At 68.2% G+C, this 14,583-nt stretch carries 20 protein-coding genes; 12 read left to right on the top strand and 8 right to left on the bottom strand.

Annotation, left to right across the window (positions count from 1 at the left end; all coding sequences use genetic code 11):
• The first annotated feature begins 25 nt into the window (after positions 1–25).
• The 4 genes from C5C17_RS16150 to nhaA all read left to right on the top strand — a co-directional run bounded on the left by C5C17_RS16150 (position 26) and on the right by nhaA (position 3,541).
• Entirely contained in the window at positions 26–250 is a 225-nt protein-coding gene (locus C5C17_RS16150) for a hypothetical protein (protein WP_104254410.1), read from the top strand.
• A 71-nt stretch (positions 251–321) separates the two neighbouring features.
• A complete protein-coding gene (locus C5C17_RS16145; protein WP_104254409.1) occupies positions 322–801 on the top strand; it encodes a cupin domain-containing protein in 480 nt (159 codons plus the stop codon).
• Between the two features lie 10 nt (positions 802–811).
• A complete protein-coding gene (locus C5C17_RS16140) occupies positions 812–1,564 on the top strand; it encodes a S9 family peptidase (protein WP_104254408.1) in 753 nt (250 codons plus the stop codon).
• Positions 1,565–1,699: 135 nt separating this feature from the next.
• Positions 1,700–3,541 (top strand): Na+/H+ antiporter NhaA, encoded by a 1,842-nt coding sequence (nhaA, locus tag C5C17_RS16135; protein ID WP_258066254.1) that lies wholly within the window; start codon positions 1,700–1,702, stop codon positions 3,539–3,541.
• A gap of 128 nt (positions 3,542–3,669) precedes the next feature.
• Here the strand turns inward: nhaA and C5C17_RS16130 are convergent, their stop codons facing one another.
• Positions 3,670–5,376 (bottom strand): FAD-dependent oxidoreductase, encoded by a 1,707-nt coding sequence (locus C5C17_RS16130; RefSeq protein WP_104254406.1) that lies wholly within the window; start codon positions 5,374–5,376, stop codon positions 3,670–3,672.
• A gap of 85 nt (positions 5,377–5,461) precedes the next feature.
• Between C5C17_RS16130 and C5C17_RS16125 the strand changes: the two genes are divergently transcribed.
• Positions 5,462–6,088 (top strand): YdeI/OmpD-associated family protein, encoded by a 627-nt coding sequence (locus C5C17_RS16125; protein ID WP_104254405.1) that lies wholly within the window; start codon positions 5,462–5,464, stop codon positions 6,086–6,088.
• Positions 6,089–6,244: 156 nt separating this feature from the next.
• On the opposite strand, the gene C5C17_RS16120 is transcribed toward C5C17_RS16125, so the two are convergent.
• The gene (locus C5C17_RS16120) at positions 6,245–7,939 is read right to left on the bottom strand and encodes an AarF/ABC1/UbiB kinase family protein (RefSeq protein WP_258066275.1); all 1,695 of its coding nucleotides are present in this window, start codon (positions 7,937–7,939) and stop codon (positions 6,245–6,247) included.
• Positions 7,940–8,094: 155 nt separating this feature from the next.
• Positions 8,095–8,631 (bottom strand): PadR family transcriptional regulator, encoded by a 537-nt coding sequence (locus C5C17_RS16115; RefSeq protein WP_249312289.1) that lies wholly within the window; start codon positions 8,629–8,631, stop codon positions 8,095–8,097.
• Between the two features lie 187 nt (positions 8,632–8,818).
• Between C5C17_RS16115 and C5C17_RS16110 the strand changes: the two genes are divergently transcribed.
• From C5C17_RS16110 to C5C17_RS16085, 6 genes are read left to right on the top strand one after another with little or no spacing between them, the layout of a single operon-like run.
• Positions 8,819–9,187, top strand: coding sequence for a PadR family transcriptional regulator (locus C5C17_RS16110; protein WP_104254615.1), 369 nt, complete (start codon positions 8,819–8,821; stop codon positions 9,185–9,187).
• A gap of 1 nt (position 9,188) precedes the next feature.
• Positions 9,189–9,551, top strand: coding sequence for a DUF1048 domain-containing protein (locus C5C17_RS16105; RefSeq protein ID WP_104254403.1), 363 nt, complete (start codon positions 9,189–9,191; stop codon positions 9,549–9,551).
• A 2-nt stretch (positions 9,552–9,553) separates the two neighbouring features.
• Positions 9,554–10,333, top strand: a complete 780-nt coding sequence (locus tag C5C17_RS16100; protein WP_104254402.1) for an ABC transporter ATP-binding protein — start codon at positions 9,554–9,556, stop codon at positions 10,331–10,333.
• Positions 10,330–11,091 carry an ABC transporter permease gene (locus C5C17_RS16095; protein WP_104254401.1) on the top strand — a complete coding sequence of 254 codons (762 nt, stop codon included), beginning with the start codon at positions 10,330–10,332 and terminating at the stop codon, positions 11,089–11,091. Before C5C17_RS16100 ends, C5C17_RS16095 begins: the two co-directional genes overlap by 4 nt.
• A 13-nt stretch (positions 11,092–11,104) precedes the next feature.
• Positions 11,105–11,374 (top strand): Arc family DNA-binding protein, encoded by a 270-nt coding sequence (locus C5C17_RS16090; RefSeq protein ID WP_104254400.1) that lies wholly within the window; start codon positions 11,105–11,107, stop codon positions 11,372–11,374.
• Positions 11,371–11,775, top strand: coding sequence for a type II toxin-antitoxin system VapC family toxin (locus tag C5C17_RS16085; protein ID WP_104254399.1), 405 nt, complete (start codon positions 11,371–11,373; stop codon positions 11,773–11,775). Before C5C17_RS16090 ends, C5C17_RS16085 begins: the two co-directional genes overlap by 4 nt.
• 198 nt (positions 11,776–11,973) lie before the next feature.
• Here the strand turns inward: C5C17_RS16085 and C5C17_RS16080 are convergent, their stop codons facing one another.
• From C5C17_RS16080 to C5C17_RS16060, 5 genes are read right to left on the bottom strand one after another with little or no spacing between them, the layout of a single operon-like run.
• A complete protein-coding gene (locus C5C17_RS16080; RefSeq protein WP_104254398.1) occupies positions 11,974–12,579 on the bottom strand; it encodes a hypothetical protein in 606 nt (201 codons plus the stop codon).
• The gene (locus C5C17_RS16075) at positions 12,576–13,157 is read right to left on the bottom strand and encodes a DUF6286 domain-containing protein (protein ID WP_104254397.1); all 582 of its coding nucleotides are present in this window, start codon (positions 13,155–13,157) and stop codon (positions 12,576–12,578) included. Before C5C17_RS16075 ends, C5C17_RS16080 begins: the two co-directional genes overlap by 4 nt.
• Complete coding sequence (locus tag C5C17_RS16070; RefSeq protein WP_104254396.1) at positions 13,154–13,534, bottom strand: hypothetical protein; 381 nt, start codon at positions 13,532–13,534, stop codon at positions 13,154–13,156. The genes C5C17_RS16075 and C5C17_RS16070 overlap by 4 nt, the downstream gene beginning before the upstream one ends.
• Entirely contained in the window at positions 13,531–13,731 is a 201-nt protein-coding gene (locus C5C17_RS16065; RefSeq protein ID WP_104254395.1) for a DUF2273 domain-containing protein, read from the bottom strand. Before C5C17_RS16065 ends, C5C17_RS16070 begins: the two co-directional genes overlap by 4 nt.
• Positions 13,728–14,180, bottom strand: coding sequence for an Asp23/Gls24 family envelope stress response protein (locus tag C5C17_RS16060; protein ID WP_104254394.1), 453 nt, complete (start codon positions 14,178–14,180; stop codon positions 13,728–13,730). The genes C5C17_RS16065 and C5C17_RS16060 overlap by 4 nt, the downstream gene beginning before the upstream one ends.
• Between C5C17_RS16060 and C5C17_RS18395 the strand changes: the two genes are divergently transcribed.
• Complete coding sequence (locus tag C5C17_RS18395; RefSeq protein ID WP_146079211.1) at positions 14,170–14,478, top strand: hypothetical protein; 309 nt, start codon at positions 14,170–14,172, stop codon at positions 14,476–14,478. The two genes, C5C17_RS16060 and C5C17_RS18395, sit on opposite strands and share 11 nt — an antisense overlap.
• Positions 14,479–14,583 lie beyond the last annotated feature (105 nt).

Below are 14,583 nucleotides of genomic sequence, written 5' to 3'. Positions count from 1 at the left end.
CGGTGACACAGACAAGGGGTACACCATGAACGCAGACGCGACGCAGCCGGCCACCACGAAGCAGCGCCGGGCGATCCGCATCCTCACCATCGCCATGGGCGCGCTGCTGCTCGCGGTCCTCGTCATGCTGGTTGCCGGGGTCATGGCCAGCTCTGCACCCATGATCATCGCCGGCAGCAGCGGTTGCGCCGCGATCGCCACGGCCTGGACGACCGGCGTCCTCGCGATCCGCCACCAGACCAGCAAGTAGCCCGAACGCGGTCGCCGAGGCTGCGCGGCTTCTGCCAGACTGAGCGCACCGACCCCAACTGGAGGAACCCAATGGTGAGTTCTGAAGAGATCGTCCTGGGCGACCTGCCCGCAGGTATCGTCCGAGCTGACGAGGCCGTGGCCGGCCGTGTGTGGAATGTGCTCGGCCACACCTACATCACGAAGGCCGAGAGCGCCTCGACCTACTCATGGCTCTCGCTCGACCCAGCCGGAACCGGGGTCCCGCCGCACGTGCACCCCACCCAGGACGAGTTCATCTACGTGTTCGAGGGGGTCTACACCCTCTACCTCGACGGCCAATGGACCACGGCCGGCCCGGGCGACCTCGTGCAGATGCCGAAGGGCATCCCGCACGCCTACTACAACAAACAGGACAAGGCAGCGAAGTCGCTGTTCTGGGTGAGCCCAGGCGGCAAGCTCGCGAACCTCTTCAGCCTGCTTCACAACGTGACCGACCCGGCCGAAGTCGTGCGTCTCTCAGCCCTGAACGGCGTCGACTTCCTGCCAGAGGGGGCCGTGGAAGGCGCGTGAGACGGCGCACGTGACGGATGCGAGCGTCCGGGGCCTGCCGGTCGACCCGAAAGCGAGGCGCGAGGCATACGGCCCGGACCGAGACCAGCATCTGACGTTCTGGGCACCTTCCGGGCCCGCTCGCGGGCTCACGGTGCTCATCCACGGTGGGTACTGGCGATCGCAGTTCACCGCCGAACTCATGCTGCCGCTGGTGCCAGAGTTCACCCGACGCGGCTGGGCCGTGGCGAATCTCGAGTACCGGCGAGGCGACGATGGGTGGTCGGCGACGCGTGGGGACCTCTCGCGTGGCCTCTCGGTGGCGCGCAGTGAGGCATTCCGGTTGACGCCGGATGCGCGGCTCGTGATCGTCGGGCACTCGGTTGGCGGGCAGCTCGCGCTGCTCGGCGGAGAACCAGGCGACGCGGTTGTAGCGCTCGCGCCGGTCACTGACCTCGCGCGCGGCTACGAAGAAGGCAACGGCGACGGAGCCGTCTCGAACTTCTTCCGCGTGGCGCCTGCCCAAGCCCCGGAGGTCTACGCGTCTGCGTCACCGATCGAGCATCTGCCCCTGCAGCCGCGAGCGCTGCTTGTGCACGGCGCCGACGACGCGCGTGTGCCCGTCGACCACACCCGGGCCTACGTCGCCGCCGCCAGGCAGGCGGGCGCCGACATCGAGCTCATCGAGCCCGCGAGCCTCGAGCACCGCGCCGCGATCGCGCCGGACGCGCCGCACTGGCCAGACGTGCATGCCTGGCTCGACGCATCCGCTCGCCACAGCTGACGCGGTCGACCTCGACGCCTGGGAGGGATGAGCGGGGCCTGCCTGAGGTCCGCGCGCGTCTCCGCGGGGACGTATGCTTTCCATCCGGTGCGAGGGGTCTGAACGCAGACCCGCGCCGACGTGGAGGGGGATCCATTGGGGAAGCAGAAACAGGACTGGGTGCGTCTGGTCGCGGACCGACTTCGCACAGAGTCTGGAAGCGCGCTTCTGCTGGTGGGAGTCGCGGTCTTCGCGCTCCTCTGGGCGAACTCTCCCTGGTCGGAGTCGTACGTGCACCTCTGGGAGACGCACGCGGCCGTCGGAATCGGCGACTTCCGCATCGACATGAGCCTCCACCACTGGGTGAACGACGGCTTCATGGTCATCTTCTTCTTCCTCATCGGACTCGAGGTGCGGCAGGAGTTCGCCGTCGGCTCCCTGCGAGACCGACGCCAGGCCCTCGTGCCGATCGTCGCCGGAGTGGCAGGCGTCGTCCTGCCAGCCCTGATCTACCTGGCCATCGCCGGACGCGAGGCGCCGGAGGCGTGGGGCGCCGTCATCGGCACCGACACCGCGTTCCTCCTCGGCGCGCTCGCACTGGTCGGCCCGAAGATGTCGAGCCAGCTGCGCGTCTTCCTGCTGACGCTCACCGTCGTCGACGACTTCCTCGCAGTCTCCATCATCGGCATCGTCTACACCGAGTCGGTGCAGTGGATGCCGCTCGCGATCGCCGTCGTCTGCCTCGTCCTCCTCTTCCTGCTCGCTCGAGCGAACGAGTGGCGCAGCACGCCGTACATCGTCGTCATCGTCGTGCTGTGGGCGGCGACGCTGCTGTCCGGCGTGCATCCATCGCTCGCGGGAATGGCGGCCGGCCTCCTCATACCCGCCTCAGACCCTGACCGCGAAGACGTCGTCCGCGCGAAGCGCCTCTTCCGAGACTTCTGGCAGTCGCCCCGCGCCGACGCCGCACGCAACGTGCGGCTCGGTCTCGCCAAGTCGATCTCCGTCAACGAGCGCCTCCACGAGGTGCTGCTGAGCCCGGTGGCGCTGTTCATCGTTCCGGTCTTCGCGCTCGCAAATGCGGGCGTCGACCTGCGGGGCGGGATGCTCGGCAACGCGCTCACCTCGCCCGTCACCTGGGGTGTCGTGGCTGGACTGGTGCTCGGCAAGTTCGGGGGCATCGCGCTCGGCAGCTGGATCGCGGTACGAGCCGGTCTCGGCTCGCTCCCGCAGGGCGTCGGCATGGGCAGCGTCTTCGGGGGTGCCGCGCTCAGCGGCATCGGCTTCACGATGTCGCTGCTCATCATCTCGCTGGCCCTGGAGGGTGAGGTCGCCGGGCAGGCGATCGTCGGCGTCTTCATCGCGATGGTGCTGTCGTGGGTCATCGGCTGGCTCACGTTCACCTTCGCGCGCGTCAAGATGAACGAGACCACGGCTGACCTGCCGACGACCCTCTCCCGCCCGGTCGACCCGGAGCGAGACCACATGCTGGGCGACCCGGACGCGCAGGTCACGATCGTCGAGTACCTCGACTTCGAGTGCCCGTTCTGCGCTCGGGCGACCGGCATGTGGCAGGACCTAGGCGAGCACTTCAGCGACGGCGGGGCGCGCTACGTCGTGCGCCACCTGCCGCTCGAGGACTACCATCCGCATGCGTTCCAGGCCGCGATCGCCTCGGAGGCGGCCGCCAACCAGGGCAAGTTCTGGGAGATGCACAACCTCCTCTTCGCGAACCAGGAGCGACTCGACGCGCAGTACCTGCGCGGCTACGCGGAGGAGATCGGCCTCGACCTCGACCGCTTCGATGCCGACATGCTCGACGAGACGCTGCCGCAGCGCATCCGCGCCGACATGCAGAGCGCCATCGACAGCGGAGCACGCGGAACCCCGACGTTCTTCCTCGGCGAGACGCGGCACAGCGGCGCACACGACGCACGCACCCTCATCGCGACGATCGAGGCGCAGCGCAAGGAGCTCGCGATCCGTCGCCGGTCCTGACCCCGCGTGCTCCTGACTCGCGCGCGCCGCATCCATCTGCAGGTACACGAGAGATGCCGCTTCGTTTCGAAACGAAGCGGCACCTCTCGTGTGGATGCGCAGCCGGCCGCGTGGGAGGGCCGGCGAGCCTACTCCGCGCCGAACTCGCGGGCGCGGAGGGCGGCGAGGTGAGCGTGGATGAGGGGCAGTGAGGACGCGCCCTCCCCACTGGCCGAGGCGACCCGCTTCATCGACCCGGAGCGCACGTCGCCGGCGACGAAGACGCCAGGCAGGGTGGTCTCGAGGTCGGCGGGAGGCATGCCCGCGGTCCAAGCATCCTTGGGGACGTCTCGTCCCGTGAGGACGAAGCCCGCCTTGTCGAGCGCGATTCCCTCGGGCAGCCACGTGCAGTCCGGCTGGGCGCCGAGCATGCAGAACAGCCCGTTGACGTCGAAGCGATGCTCCTCGCCCGAGATCCGGTCGCGCACGGTCACCCACTCGAGGGCGGCGTCCCCTCCGCCATCCGCGATCTCGCTGTTGCTGGCGACGGAGACGTTCGGGGTCGAGTCGAGCTCGCGGATCAGGTACTCGGACATCGACTCGCTCAGCGAGGCGCGCCGGATGAGGATGGTCACGTGTCTCGCGAACTTCGCGAGGTGCACGGCCGCCTGACCGGCAGAGTTGCCACCGCCGACGACGATGACGTCTTTGCCCTGCATCTCCCTGGCCATCGAGGTGGCTGCCCCGTAGTAGACGCCGGCGCCCGTGTGCACATCGACCGATTCGATGCCAAGGCGCCGATACGCGACCCCGGTCGCGATGAGGACGGTCCGTGCACGCAGCTCGGTGTCACCGAGGTGCACCCGGTAGCTGGGGACGCCGTCGAGCGTGCACGGCTCCAGGCCGGTGACCGAACGTCCCGTGTAGAACTTCGCGCCGAAGCGTCCGGCCTGGATGCGGGAACGCTGCGCGAGGCGCATGCCCGAGATGCCCCGTGGGAAGCCGAGGTAGTTGCGGATCATCGAGCTCGACCCTGCCTGCCCGCCGATTGCATCCCGCTCGAGCACCGCCGTGGTGAGCCCCTCGGAGGCTGCGTAGACAGCCGCGGCGAGGCCAGCGGGGCCAGCGCCGATGACCAGAACGTCATTGACCTCCCCTTCAGGAACGGCGTCGAACTGCGTCGAAAGCAGCTCGTTGAGGCCCCTCGCCGTTGCCGCAGGAAAGAGTCGCCCGTCGTAGGCCCGCGCGAGCGGCAAGACCACCGGTGACGAGGAGCCCGCCGATGCCTGTGCGAGGAGTGCCGCGCCTTCGATGCTGTTTGGGGTCAGGATGCGGTTCGGGAAGCCGAGTCGCTCGAGGAGATCCCGAATGGCGCCCGCCTCGCGGTCATGCGGTTCGGCGACGACGTCGATGATGCTGACCGCCGGCCGAGCGACCGACCAGCCCCACTCGGAGAGCAGTTCCGTGACGACCGTGTGGAACTCCTCGTCGCGCGGTCCCATCGGGATGCCGGTGAAGGTGTCGATGTCTCGACGGACGGTTGCTTCCCGCAGAGCGTCGAGGTTCGCGGCATATCCAGCTCCGGGTGTCGCGAGGACGAGTCTGCGCGCTGTCGGCGAGATCGACTGCGTGCGGCGCAGGAACGTCGGTCCAGGGATCTCCCCGATGGACACGTCGGCGACGACCATAGCGATAGCGGCACCGGAATCGACGAGTTCCCTCAGGAGCTGCAGGGCGCCCTCGGCGTCTCCGGCCGTGATGATCCTGTAGTCGCGGTCGTATCTGGCCCTGAATTCGGCTTCGATCTTCGCGAGTCGCTCATCGGCGGCGATGAGGATGATGGGCTGGTCAGTCATGCAATCAGGGTACTGAGCGATGAGCGTCTCGTGGACGACTGTGGGAATCTGCGTTCACGCGTCGGTGGGGCGTACGCTTTCTGCCATGGCTGACAAGCAGGGCGCGCTCGCCGAGGACACCGCGGTTCCGGACACGAGCGCCGTCCGGTTCACGGCCCGCGTGATCGCCGTCCCTGTTGTGGGTGACGACGGCGAACGGCTCATCGTCCGGCTTCCGGAGGACGCAAGCCGGATGCTGCCGTCGCGTGGGCAGGTCGCCGTCGCGGGCGTGGTCCGCGTCGAGTCCGCCTCAGGTTCCACCGCGGACTCCGGTGCTGCTCAGCGAGCTTTCGAGACGGTCATCGAGCCTGATGGCCTGCGCGGGCACTGGCTCGACGTCGCCGCCGCACTCGGAGCCCGTGCCGCCGACGGCGACACCGTCAGCGTCGAGCTGCGGCCGGGCGGCGAGTGGCCTGAGCCCGAGATCCCGGCGGACTTCGCGGAGGCTCTCGCGGACGCCCCCGATTCTGCGGGGACCTGGCGAGACATCACGCCGATGGCGAGGTGGGAGTGGGTGCGGTGGATCAACTCCACGCGCGTCGTGAAGACGCGAGAGCGTCGCATCGAGGTCGGCCTGTCGAAGCTGGAGGCCGGAAAGCGGCGCCCGTGCTGCTTCGACCTCTCGTCGTGCACGGACCCCGAGCTGTCGAAGAGCGGCAAGCTCGCGGTCTGAGTTCCCGCTCGGGGTGGTCGTCTCGAGATGGCTTTCACGCTTCCAGATGGGTTGCAAGCCATCCCGAGGCGTGCAACCCATCCCGAAACCAGGGGTGGGGTTGGTAGCCGCGGCGAGCGGGACGAGCTGGCGACCCGGCGGCGAGCGGTCAGGGCGTCAGCGACGTCGTCGGCCCAAGGCGACGGCCGCGGCGTGGAGCAGAGGGACGACCGAGACGCTCATGAGCACGATGCCGAGGGGAGCGAGCTGCGGCAGCAGCAGGACGCCCGCGATGAGCAGCGCGGCGAACACGACCGCGGAGACGACGCCACGCAGCATCCGCTCGAGTGAGCGCATGTGCCGGTCGACGCTCGGTGTCTGCACCTTCAGCTGGCCGGCTTCGAGCCGAGTGGTCAGCGCATCCAGTCGCCCTGGCAGCGTCACGGCGGTCGCGAGCGCCGAAACGGCCTGCTTCGCCACGGCCTGGATGGTGTTGCCGCCCTCGTCGCGCGTGAGGGTGCGGGCGAACGGGTCGACCGCCTCCCACATGTTGAAGTCCTTGTCGAGCGCGGAGGTCACGCCCGAGACCAGGGAGATCGCGCGGATGATGAGCAGGAAGTTCTCGGGCAGCTGGAACGGCATCTCCCGGATCGTGTCCCTGAAGCGGTCGGCGAAGTCGCCGAGCTCTGCGGGGTCGACGCGCTGCAGCTCGGCGACGCCCATGCCGCCGAAGCGACCGAACAGCTCCGTCATGGCTCGCTCGAGTTCGGCCGTGTCACCTGCGGGGAGGAGGACGCCGACGCTGCGCATCGACCTGACGAGGCCGGGCCCGTCGCGCGACACGATCGCGAAGATGAGCTGCCGCAGGCTCGCGCGGAGAGTGTCGGAGATGACGCCCATCATGCCGAAGTCGATGTAGGTCAGCTCCCACGTGACGGGCGCGGGCCGCTCCTCGGTGGCCTCACCGTCGACGTCCGATGGAGTTGGGATGCGCGGCGTCGCCAGCGGCGTCACGAAGATGTTGCCCGGGTGCGGGTCGGCGTGGAAGAAGCCGGCGACGAAGAGCTGCTGGAACGTGGCCCTCGCGAGCTCGTTGGCGACCTCGACGGGGTCGATGCCCGCGGCGCGGAGCGCATCCACGTCGGTGATCTTGATCGCGGTCACGTCCGAGAGCGTGAGGATGCGCGACGCCGTGCGCTCCCACACGACCTGCGCGGCGCCCACGCGGGGGTCGGTCTCGAAGTCGGCGGCGAAGCGCTCAGCGCTGGAGCCCTCGTGGATGTAGTCGATCTCCTCGAGGCTGGTCGCCGCGAACTCCTCCACGAGGGCGGGGGCGTCGGCGCGCTTCGACACCAGCTCGACTCGCTTGAGGAGCTGTCCGACGCGGCGCAGCGCACGCAGATCTGTCTCGACGAGGTCCTCGATGCCCGGCCGCTGCACCTTCACGACGACGCTCGTGTAGCCCGTCTCCTCCGCGAGGGCGGGCGTGAGCGTCGCGCGGTGGGCCTGCCCGAACGAGGCTGCCGCAATGGGGGCTTCGTCGAAGCTCGCATACGCCTGGCTGAGCGACATGCCCAGTTCAGCTTCGGCCTGCGCCCGGATGGCGGGGAAGGCGACGGCCGGAACCTCATCCTGCAGGCCCTCGAGTTCGGCGGTGATCTCGGGAGGCAGCACGTCGAGGCGCGACGACATGAACTGGCCCACCTTGATCATGAGCCCGCCGAGGTCGACCGCGAGTGCATGGAAGCGGCGGGCGAGCCGCTGCATACGCGCGGTACGTCCCCGCTCCGAGAGCTTTCCGAGGCGGATGCGTGGCAGGAAGATCTCGAACCACCAGATCTGCAGCATCGCGCGCTGCGCGAAGCGGACGATCCTGCGGTACCTGGCGCGGCCCTCGGCCGAGAGCTTCGTGTCGCCGTCCCGGGCGGCCCGGCCTCGAGTGACTGCTTGCGCCTGCGCGGCGGCGGCGGTCAGCCTGCTCGCCGCCGCCGCTCGCTCTTCGGTCAGACCGGGGCCATCTGTCACGTTCAGTCCTCGGCGAGGATCGAGTACAGCTTGCGCCGTGTCTCGTCGAGGAGGGCCGCGGCGCGCTCGGCCTGGTCCGGGGTTGCGCTGCTCTGCACCTGAACGACGGCCTGCGCGAGTCGGGCGCCGGCCTTCGGGAGGGTCGCGGCGCGCTCGGCGCGGCGTGCGGCGGGGGACTCCCACGGGAGGTCGCCCGTCGAAGCGTCGACGGCGACGGCGCGGCCTTCTTCGGTGAGCGCGTAGACCTTGCGCTCGCCCGTGACCTCCGGCACGACGAGACCCTCGTCGGAGAGGAGCTGCAGCGTCGGGTAGACGGAGCCGGGGCTCGGCTTCCACGCGCCGCTGGTGCGCTCCTCGATGGCCTGGATGAGCTGGTAGCCGTGCTGGGGGCCTTCGAGCAGCGCGACGAGCAGTGCTGTGCGGACGTCCCCGCGGCCGGCGCGGGACGTGGTGGGACGGGATGCGAAGCTCTCGCGGATCTCGTCAACGGCTTCGCGGAGGCCGAAGCCGAGTCCGCCGGGGGTGTGCTGAGCGACCATGAGCATTCCTTTCGAAGGGGTGCCGATACCTGACGACACCCGACGATACATCGGTGAATGTCGGTGAAGCTGTGCATTCCGGGGTTCCTGAATGTGGGTTGGACTCAGGGAACCAAGTGTTGCTAAGTACTGGTACTCAGTGTTACTTTGTACTGGTAGTCATCATTACTGAGTAGAGAGGGTGATCGTGGGCAAGCAAGCAACGGAGATGCTCAAGGGCACGCTTGAGGGCATCGTGCTCGCGATTCTCGCCACGCGTTCCGCCTACGGGTACGAGATCACGACCTGGCTTCGCGAACAAGGCTTCGCCGACATCGCCGAGGGCACGGTCTACGCGCTCCTTGTGCGCATCGAGCAGAAGGGGCTGGTCGACGTCGAGAAGGTCCCCTCGGAGAAGGGCCCGCCGCGGAAGGTCTACACGATCAACGCAGAAGGCACCGAGTACCTCGCGGAGTTCTGGCGCACCTGGGGGTTCCTCGCGGAGCGCCTCGAGCAGCTCCGCACCACCACCGCAGAACCAACTGCAACCAGCACAGATGAAGGAAGAGGCAACTGACATGGCCGCCAAGTGGATCGAAGCGCTCACGGGCTCACTCGAGGAGAAGAAACTGTACAAGGAGGCACAGGCGCGATTGGATGCGCTGCCGGCCCCCTACGCGAAGGTGGCGCAGGCCATCCAGCGCTACCTCATGTACTACGGCGGCGTCACCGATGGGGAGTCGATGGTGCGCATGAATGCGGACCTCGCCGACCTGTGGGAGCGCGCGGCCGCCGACGGCACTCCCGTCCACGACATCGTGGGCTCCGACCCGGTCGACTTCGCCGAGACCTTCGGCCAGTCGTACTCCGGCAAGCAGTGGATCGACAAGGAACGCGCGCGACTGGTGAAGGCCGTCGAGCAAGCGGAGCGAGGGCAGTAGCCATGAGCGCTCCTCCGGCCATCGTCGTCGATGGCATCACGAAGTCGTACGGCGACCTCGCCGTACTGACCGGCGTCGACTTCGCCGTCGAGCGCGGCAGCATCTTCGCGCTCCTCGGCTCGAACGGGGCCGGCAAGACCACCCTGGTTCGCATTCTCTCGACGCTCCTTCGCGCCGATGGTGGTGCAGCATCGGTCAACGGTCTCGACGTGGCTTCGCACGCGGCCGAGGTGCGCGCCGCGATCAGCCTGACGGGTCAGTTCGCGGCGGTGGATGAGGTGCTCACGGGTCGCGAGAACCTCGCCCTCGTGGCGCGTTTGCGGCACGTTCTGCGGCCGAACGAGGTCGCGGACGCCTTGCTCGAGCGCTTCTCGCTGACCGACGCGGGCAGGCGTCGCGCCGCGACGTATTCCGGCGGCATGCGGCGTCGGCTCGACATCGCGATGAGTCTCATTGGCAACCCACCCGTCGTGTTCCTCGACGAGCCCACGACGGGACTCGACCCGCAGGCCAGGCTTGAGGTGTGGGCGGCGGTGCGTGAGCTCGCCGCCACCGGCACGACTGTGCTGCTCACGACGCAGTACCTCGACGAGGCGGAGCAGCTCGCCGATCGGATCGCGATCCTGAACGAGGGACGCATCATCGCGAACGGAACGCTCGCCGAGCTCAAGCGGCTGCTGCCGCCCGCGAAGGTCGAGTACGTGGAGAAGCAGCCGACGCTCGAGGAGATCTTCCTGGCCGTCATCGGCCAGCCGGGCACAGAGAGGAAGCTGGCATCATGACCACGCACTTCGTCGGCGACACCGCCGTCCTGACGGGCCGCTCGCTGCGCCACGTGCTGCGAAGTCCCGACACGATCGTGACGACAGCCGTCATGCCGATCGCGTTCATGCTCATGTTCGTCTACGTGTTCGGCGGGGCGATCGACACCGGCGCCGGCGCCTATGTCGACTACCTGCTGCCAGGGATCCTGCTCATCACGGTCGCATCCGGCGTCGCCTACACGGCGTACCGGCTGTTCCTCGACCTGAAGGGCGGCATCTTCGAGCGGTTCCAGTCGATGCCGATCGCGCGTTCCTCCGCGCTCTGGGCGCACGTGCTCACGTCGCTCGTCGCCAACCTCGTCTCCGTCGCGGTCGTCGTCGGAGTCGCCCTCATCATGGGGTTCCGGTCCGAGGCTGGTGTGCTCGAGTGGCTCGCGGTCGCGGGCATCCTCGTGCTCTTCACGCTCGCCCTCACGTGGATCGCCGTGCTCGCAGGCCTCTCCGCGAAGACCGTCGAGGGCGCGAGCGCCTTCTCCTACCCGCTCATCTTCCTGCCGTTCGTCAGCTCTGCATTCGTGCCGACCGACACCATGCCGGGGCCGGTCCGGTGGTTCGCGGAGAACCAACCCGTGACGTCGATCGTCAACAGCATCCGCCAGCTCCTCGAAGGGGAGCAGGCGAGCGGGGAGCTCGGAGCTGCGCTCGCTTGGTGCGCCGGCATCCTGCTTGCCGCCTACCTCGCGGCGAACGTGATCTACCGACGCAAGATCAGCTGAGCCAGTGTGCTGAATTCGAAGGAGTGCTAGCACTGCTAGCACTCCTGGAGGTCTTACGGCGACGCTCACGATCCGCAATCTGCCCGAAGAGACGAGGCGTGCCCTCAAAGCTCGTGCCGCCGAGCACAACAGGCCCATGGAGGCCGAGGTGCGCGCGATTCTGGAAGAGTCCCTGGTGCCTGCGCCGGACTTCGTGACGAACTGGGTGAACGTCGTCGTCGATCTCGAGGGAGATTTCCATCTGCCGCCGCGGTCGAAGCCACGCGAGGTAGATCTCTCGTGATCGTCGTCGGTACGGACGCCCTCTCCGAACCCCTGCGCCGTGAACCCGATCGGCGAGTTCTGGAGTGGCTCGCGCTCAACGCCGGGCAGCTCGTCCTGACGACGATCGCCATCGCCGAACTGCGATACGGGGCCGTGCGGCTGCCGGAGGGGAGCAGGCGCACGGCCCTGCTGCTGGCTGTGGACCGACTCGTTGCTGAAGCAGGCGACCGAGTCTGCTCCTTCGATGTGGAGGCCGCGCGCGCCTTTGCGGCGATTCGATCTGAGCGCGAAGCGCGGGGCAGATCGATCTCAGTCGAGGACACCATGATCGCGTCGATCTGCTCGGCCAGGGGGTACGCGCTAGCGACGAGGAATGTCCGAGACTTCGACGACGTGGGGCTGTCACTCGTCGATCCTTGAGCCTAGTTTGGCCACCGGTCCTGCGGCCCAGTGGCCGCCGGTGAGGTGCGGCTACCGCTGGGCACCCGGGTCCTGCTGCTGCCTCTTCTTGGCGCTGCGGCGCTTGACGACGAGGCCGAGGACGAACGTGACGATGCGGAGGAACATGGGGTCCTTCTTCTTGGGTGGGGTTGGTCAGGTGGGATGACTGACTTCGGGTTACTGGAGGCGCGTCGACTTCTGCACCCGAGCTCGGAAGCCGCCCGTGAGCTGCAGCAGCACCGGGAGCTCCTTGCCGAGCAGCGCGTCGAGGGCACGGAGGTCCCGTTCCACGATGTCGACGGCGTCTCGCGGCGAGACCCCGCGGCGGCAGGTCGCCGAGATCTTGAGCGTGGGGGTGCCGCGCACCTCGTAGGCGGAGACGCTCGTCGAGACGAACTCGTCACGGCCGGCCAGCGCGTCGTCGAGTGCAGCCCGGGCGACGGTGACGTCGATGACGGTCGGTCCGACGTCGGGGGTGCGGTCGTGCACGATCGTGCCGGTTCGTCCCTGTCCTTGGCGGAGGGCGAAGACGAGCAGCAGGATGATGCCGATCACGAGGGCGGCGACGGCGGCGATGAGGAGCCAGCTGAAGTCGGCGCCTGGGAACGGGGTCTGCTGGAGCCAGCCCGTGACGTTGGTGTTCACGCCTTCGGAGATGGGTGTCCAGGTGTCTTTCGCTCCTGGCAGCCACGCGCCGATGGCTGCTGCGGTGCCGATGGCGAGGAGGAGGAGGCCTGTGGCGGTGATGAGGAGCCGGTTGAGGCCTCGGTTGGTGCTGTTCATGCGCCGACCTTCCCGTTCTCTGCGACGCGCACCTTGGCGGTGACGCGGGGGGTGAGTTCGTACTGCTGGAGCTGCTGGTTGACGGCGGCCGTGATGGCGGCTGCGTCGACGGGGAGCCCGGATGCGGGGGTGAGGTGCACGTCGGCGTGTCGGTGGGAGACCGACACGGTGACGTTGTCGGGGCTCACGTTCCCGGCGTGCGCTGCGTGGCGGGCGAGGGCGGAGGCGATGACCGCGTTGTCGGCGACGGTCGCGGTGCGGGCGGACGTGAGGGTGTGCCGTGCTCGTCGTCCGGGGGCGAGGCCAGCGATGAGCAGCACGAGGCCGATGATCGCGACGACCACGCCAGCGATGCCGACGTACTGGGCGGGTTGCTCGAGTACGCCCAGCGCGGAGCTGAACATGTCCGCGGGGGCGACGAGCAGCGCCGGGAGGGCGAGCAGCGATAGCACGATCTCGGTGCCGATCCAGGCCGCGACGAGGATGAGGAGCACGGCGAGGGTGATCGCGAGCGCGGAGCGGGGCGAGTGCGTCTCTCGCCGGGAGAGGCGCGAGTACAGGGAGGTGTTGGTGCTCATCTGACGCGTTCCTCCGCTCGGATGTTGAGGCTGGTGACCCGCAGCATGACGCGTTCCACGCGCGAGTCGGTCAGTGATTGGAAGCGATCCCTGATCTCTCCCTTTGCCTGCTCGACACGTTGGAGGATCGGCCCGCCGCTCCGCTCGACGACCGCGTCCTGCGAACGGATTCGCTCGAGGGACGGAACGCGGATCGGGGTGCTGATGCGCAGCGCGAGGCCGCCCCTGTGATCCTCGAGGCCGACGCTGACGCTGCCAGCGTCGACCCCGAGCGCATCACCGGTGACAGCTGACGCAAGACGAGTCAGGGCCTTCGCGGTGAGTCGTGTCGTGCCTCGCTGCGCCGCGCCGCCCGGAGCCGTCGCGGCCGCGCTCATGAGGACGTGTTCCGTCCACGAATGACATCGACGAGGGCGCTCGCGTCGAGCTTTCCTTCGAGGATGCGCCCGATGATGCCGCCGACGATCATCGCGATCGCGACGAAGAAGAACGCCCAGAAGCCCAGGATGATCCAGCTCAGCGCGAGGACCGCGCCGATGAGGATGCCGGTTCGGGTGAGAGACGAGTTGCTCACTGGACTCGTGCCTCTTCCTTGTCATCGTCGTTGTCGTCCTCGGAGGGGAGGTGCACGTCGTTGACCGTGACGTTGACCTCGGTGACCTCGAGGCCGACGATCGTCTCGACCGCGTCGATCACGTCGGCGCGGACGCCGTCAGCGACATCCTGCAGCGCGACGGGGTACTCGGCGACGATCGTGATGTCGACGGCGACCTGCTTCTCGCCCACCTCGACGCTCACGCCCTGGCCCTGATCGGTGGCGTTGAGGGCGTCGCGGATGGCGCCGATGGCGCGAGCCGCCCCGCCGCCGAGGGCGTGGACGCCGCGGGCGTCACGAGCGGCGATGCCGGCGACGCGGGCGACGACGCTGTCGTTGATCGTGGTCTTGCCGTGTGTGCCGTGCGCGGGCTGCAGGTCCTTGCGGTCGGCGGACGTGGTGCTGATGGTCGGGGTGGTGTTCGACATTGCTTTCTCCTTCTTGTGTGCCGATGCGGGTGCATCGGCGGTGCTTGGTGGTGAGACGCGTGAAGTCCATGATTTGTCACAGAAAAGTTTTCAGACGACGATTTCGCTCGGATGCTCACCGGTCGTGCCGCTGGGATCCAAGGAGAAGGGGGCGCCCTGGGAAGTGAATTCTGATCTGCCCGGTGAGCATATGCACGGCCACTGCGTCCGCAACCGAGAACTGCGCGGTGCCGCGCGAGTCAGCACCGCACATAAAGTGCTCCTGAGCAGGGATTTTCTTGACCTTTGCTTGCTGTGAGCGAGGAACTACCACTTTGTCTCACACTCACGACGGAAATGATTCCGGTCACCCCCGGCGTGAGCTCTTGTCGTCGACCACAATGGGAAACGTGACGAACTGCCT

The organism is Pseudoclavibacter sp. RFBA6, from assembly GCF_002931575.1.
Taxonomy (GTDB): Bacteria; Actinomycetota; Actinomycetes; order Actinomycetales; family Microbacteriaceae; genus Pseudoclavibacter; species Pseudoclavibacter terrae.
Note: the sequence above shows the minus strand (reverse complement) of the source record. Positions and strands in the feature narration are given on the sequence as shown.

Coding starts and splice junctions, on each gene's coding strand:
- C5C17_RS16150 (WP_104254410.1), top strand. CDS start 26: ATGAACGCAGACGCGACGCAGCCGGCCACCACGAAGCAGCGCCGGGCG.
- C5C17_RS16145 (WP_104254409.1), top strand. CDS start 322: ATGGTGAGTTCTGAAGAGATCGTCCTGGGCGACCTGCCCGCAGGTATC.
- C5C17_RS16130 (WP_104254406.1), bottom strand. CDS start 5,376: ATGACTGACCAGCCCATCATCCTCATCGCCGCCGATGAGCGACTCGCG.
- C5C17_RS16125 (WP_104254405.1), top strand. CDS start 5,462: ATGGCTGACAAGCAGGGCGCGCTCGCCGAGGACACCGCGGTTCCGGAC.
- C5C17_RS16115 (WP_249312289.1), bottom strand. CDS start 8,631: ATGGTCGCTCAGCACACCCCCGGCGGACTCGGCTTCGGCCTCCGCGAA.
- C5C17_RS16105 (WP_104254403.1), top strand. CDS start 9,189: ATGGCCGCCAAGTGGATCGAAGCGCTCACGGGCTCACTCGAGGAGAAG.
- C5C17_RS16100 (WP_104254402.1), top strand. CDS start 9,554: ATGAGCGCTCCTCCGGCCATCGTCGTCGATGGCATCACGAAGTCGTAC.
- C5C17_RS16095 (WP_104254401.1), top strand. CDS start 10,330: ATGACCACGCACTTCGTCGGCGACACCGCCGTCCTGACGGGCCGCTCG.
- C5C17_RS16080 (WP_104254398.1), bottom strand. CDS start 12,579: ATGAACAGCACCAACCGAGGCCTCAACCGGCTCCTCATCACCGCCACA.
- C5C17_RS16075 (WP_104254397.1), bottom strand. CDS start 13,157: ATGAGCACCAACACCTCCCTGTACTCGCGCCTCTCCCGGCGAGAGACG.
- C5C17_RS16070 (WP_104254396.1), bottom strand. CDS start 13,534: ATGAGCGCGGCCGCGACGGCTCCGGGCGGCGCGGCGCAGCGAGGCACG.
- C5C17_RS16060 (WP_104254394.1), bottom strand. CDS start 14,180: ATGTCGAACACCACCCCGACCATCAGCACCACGTCCGCCGACCGCAAG.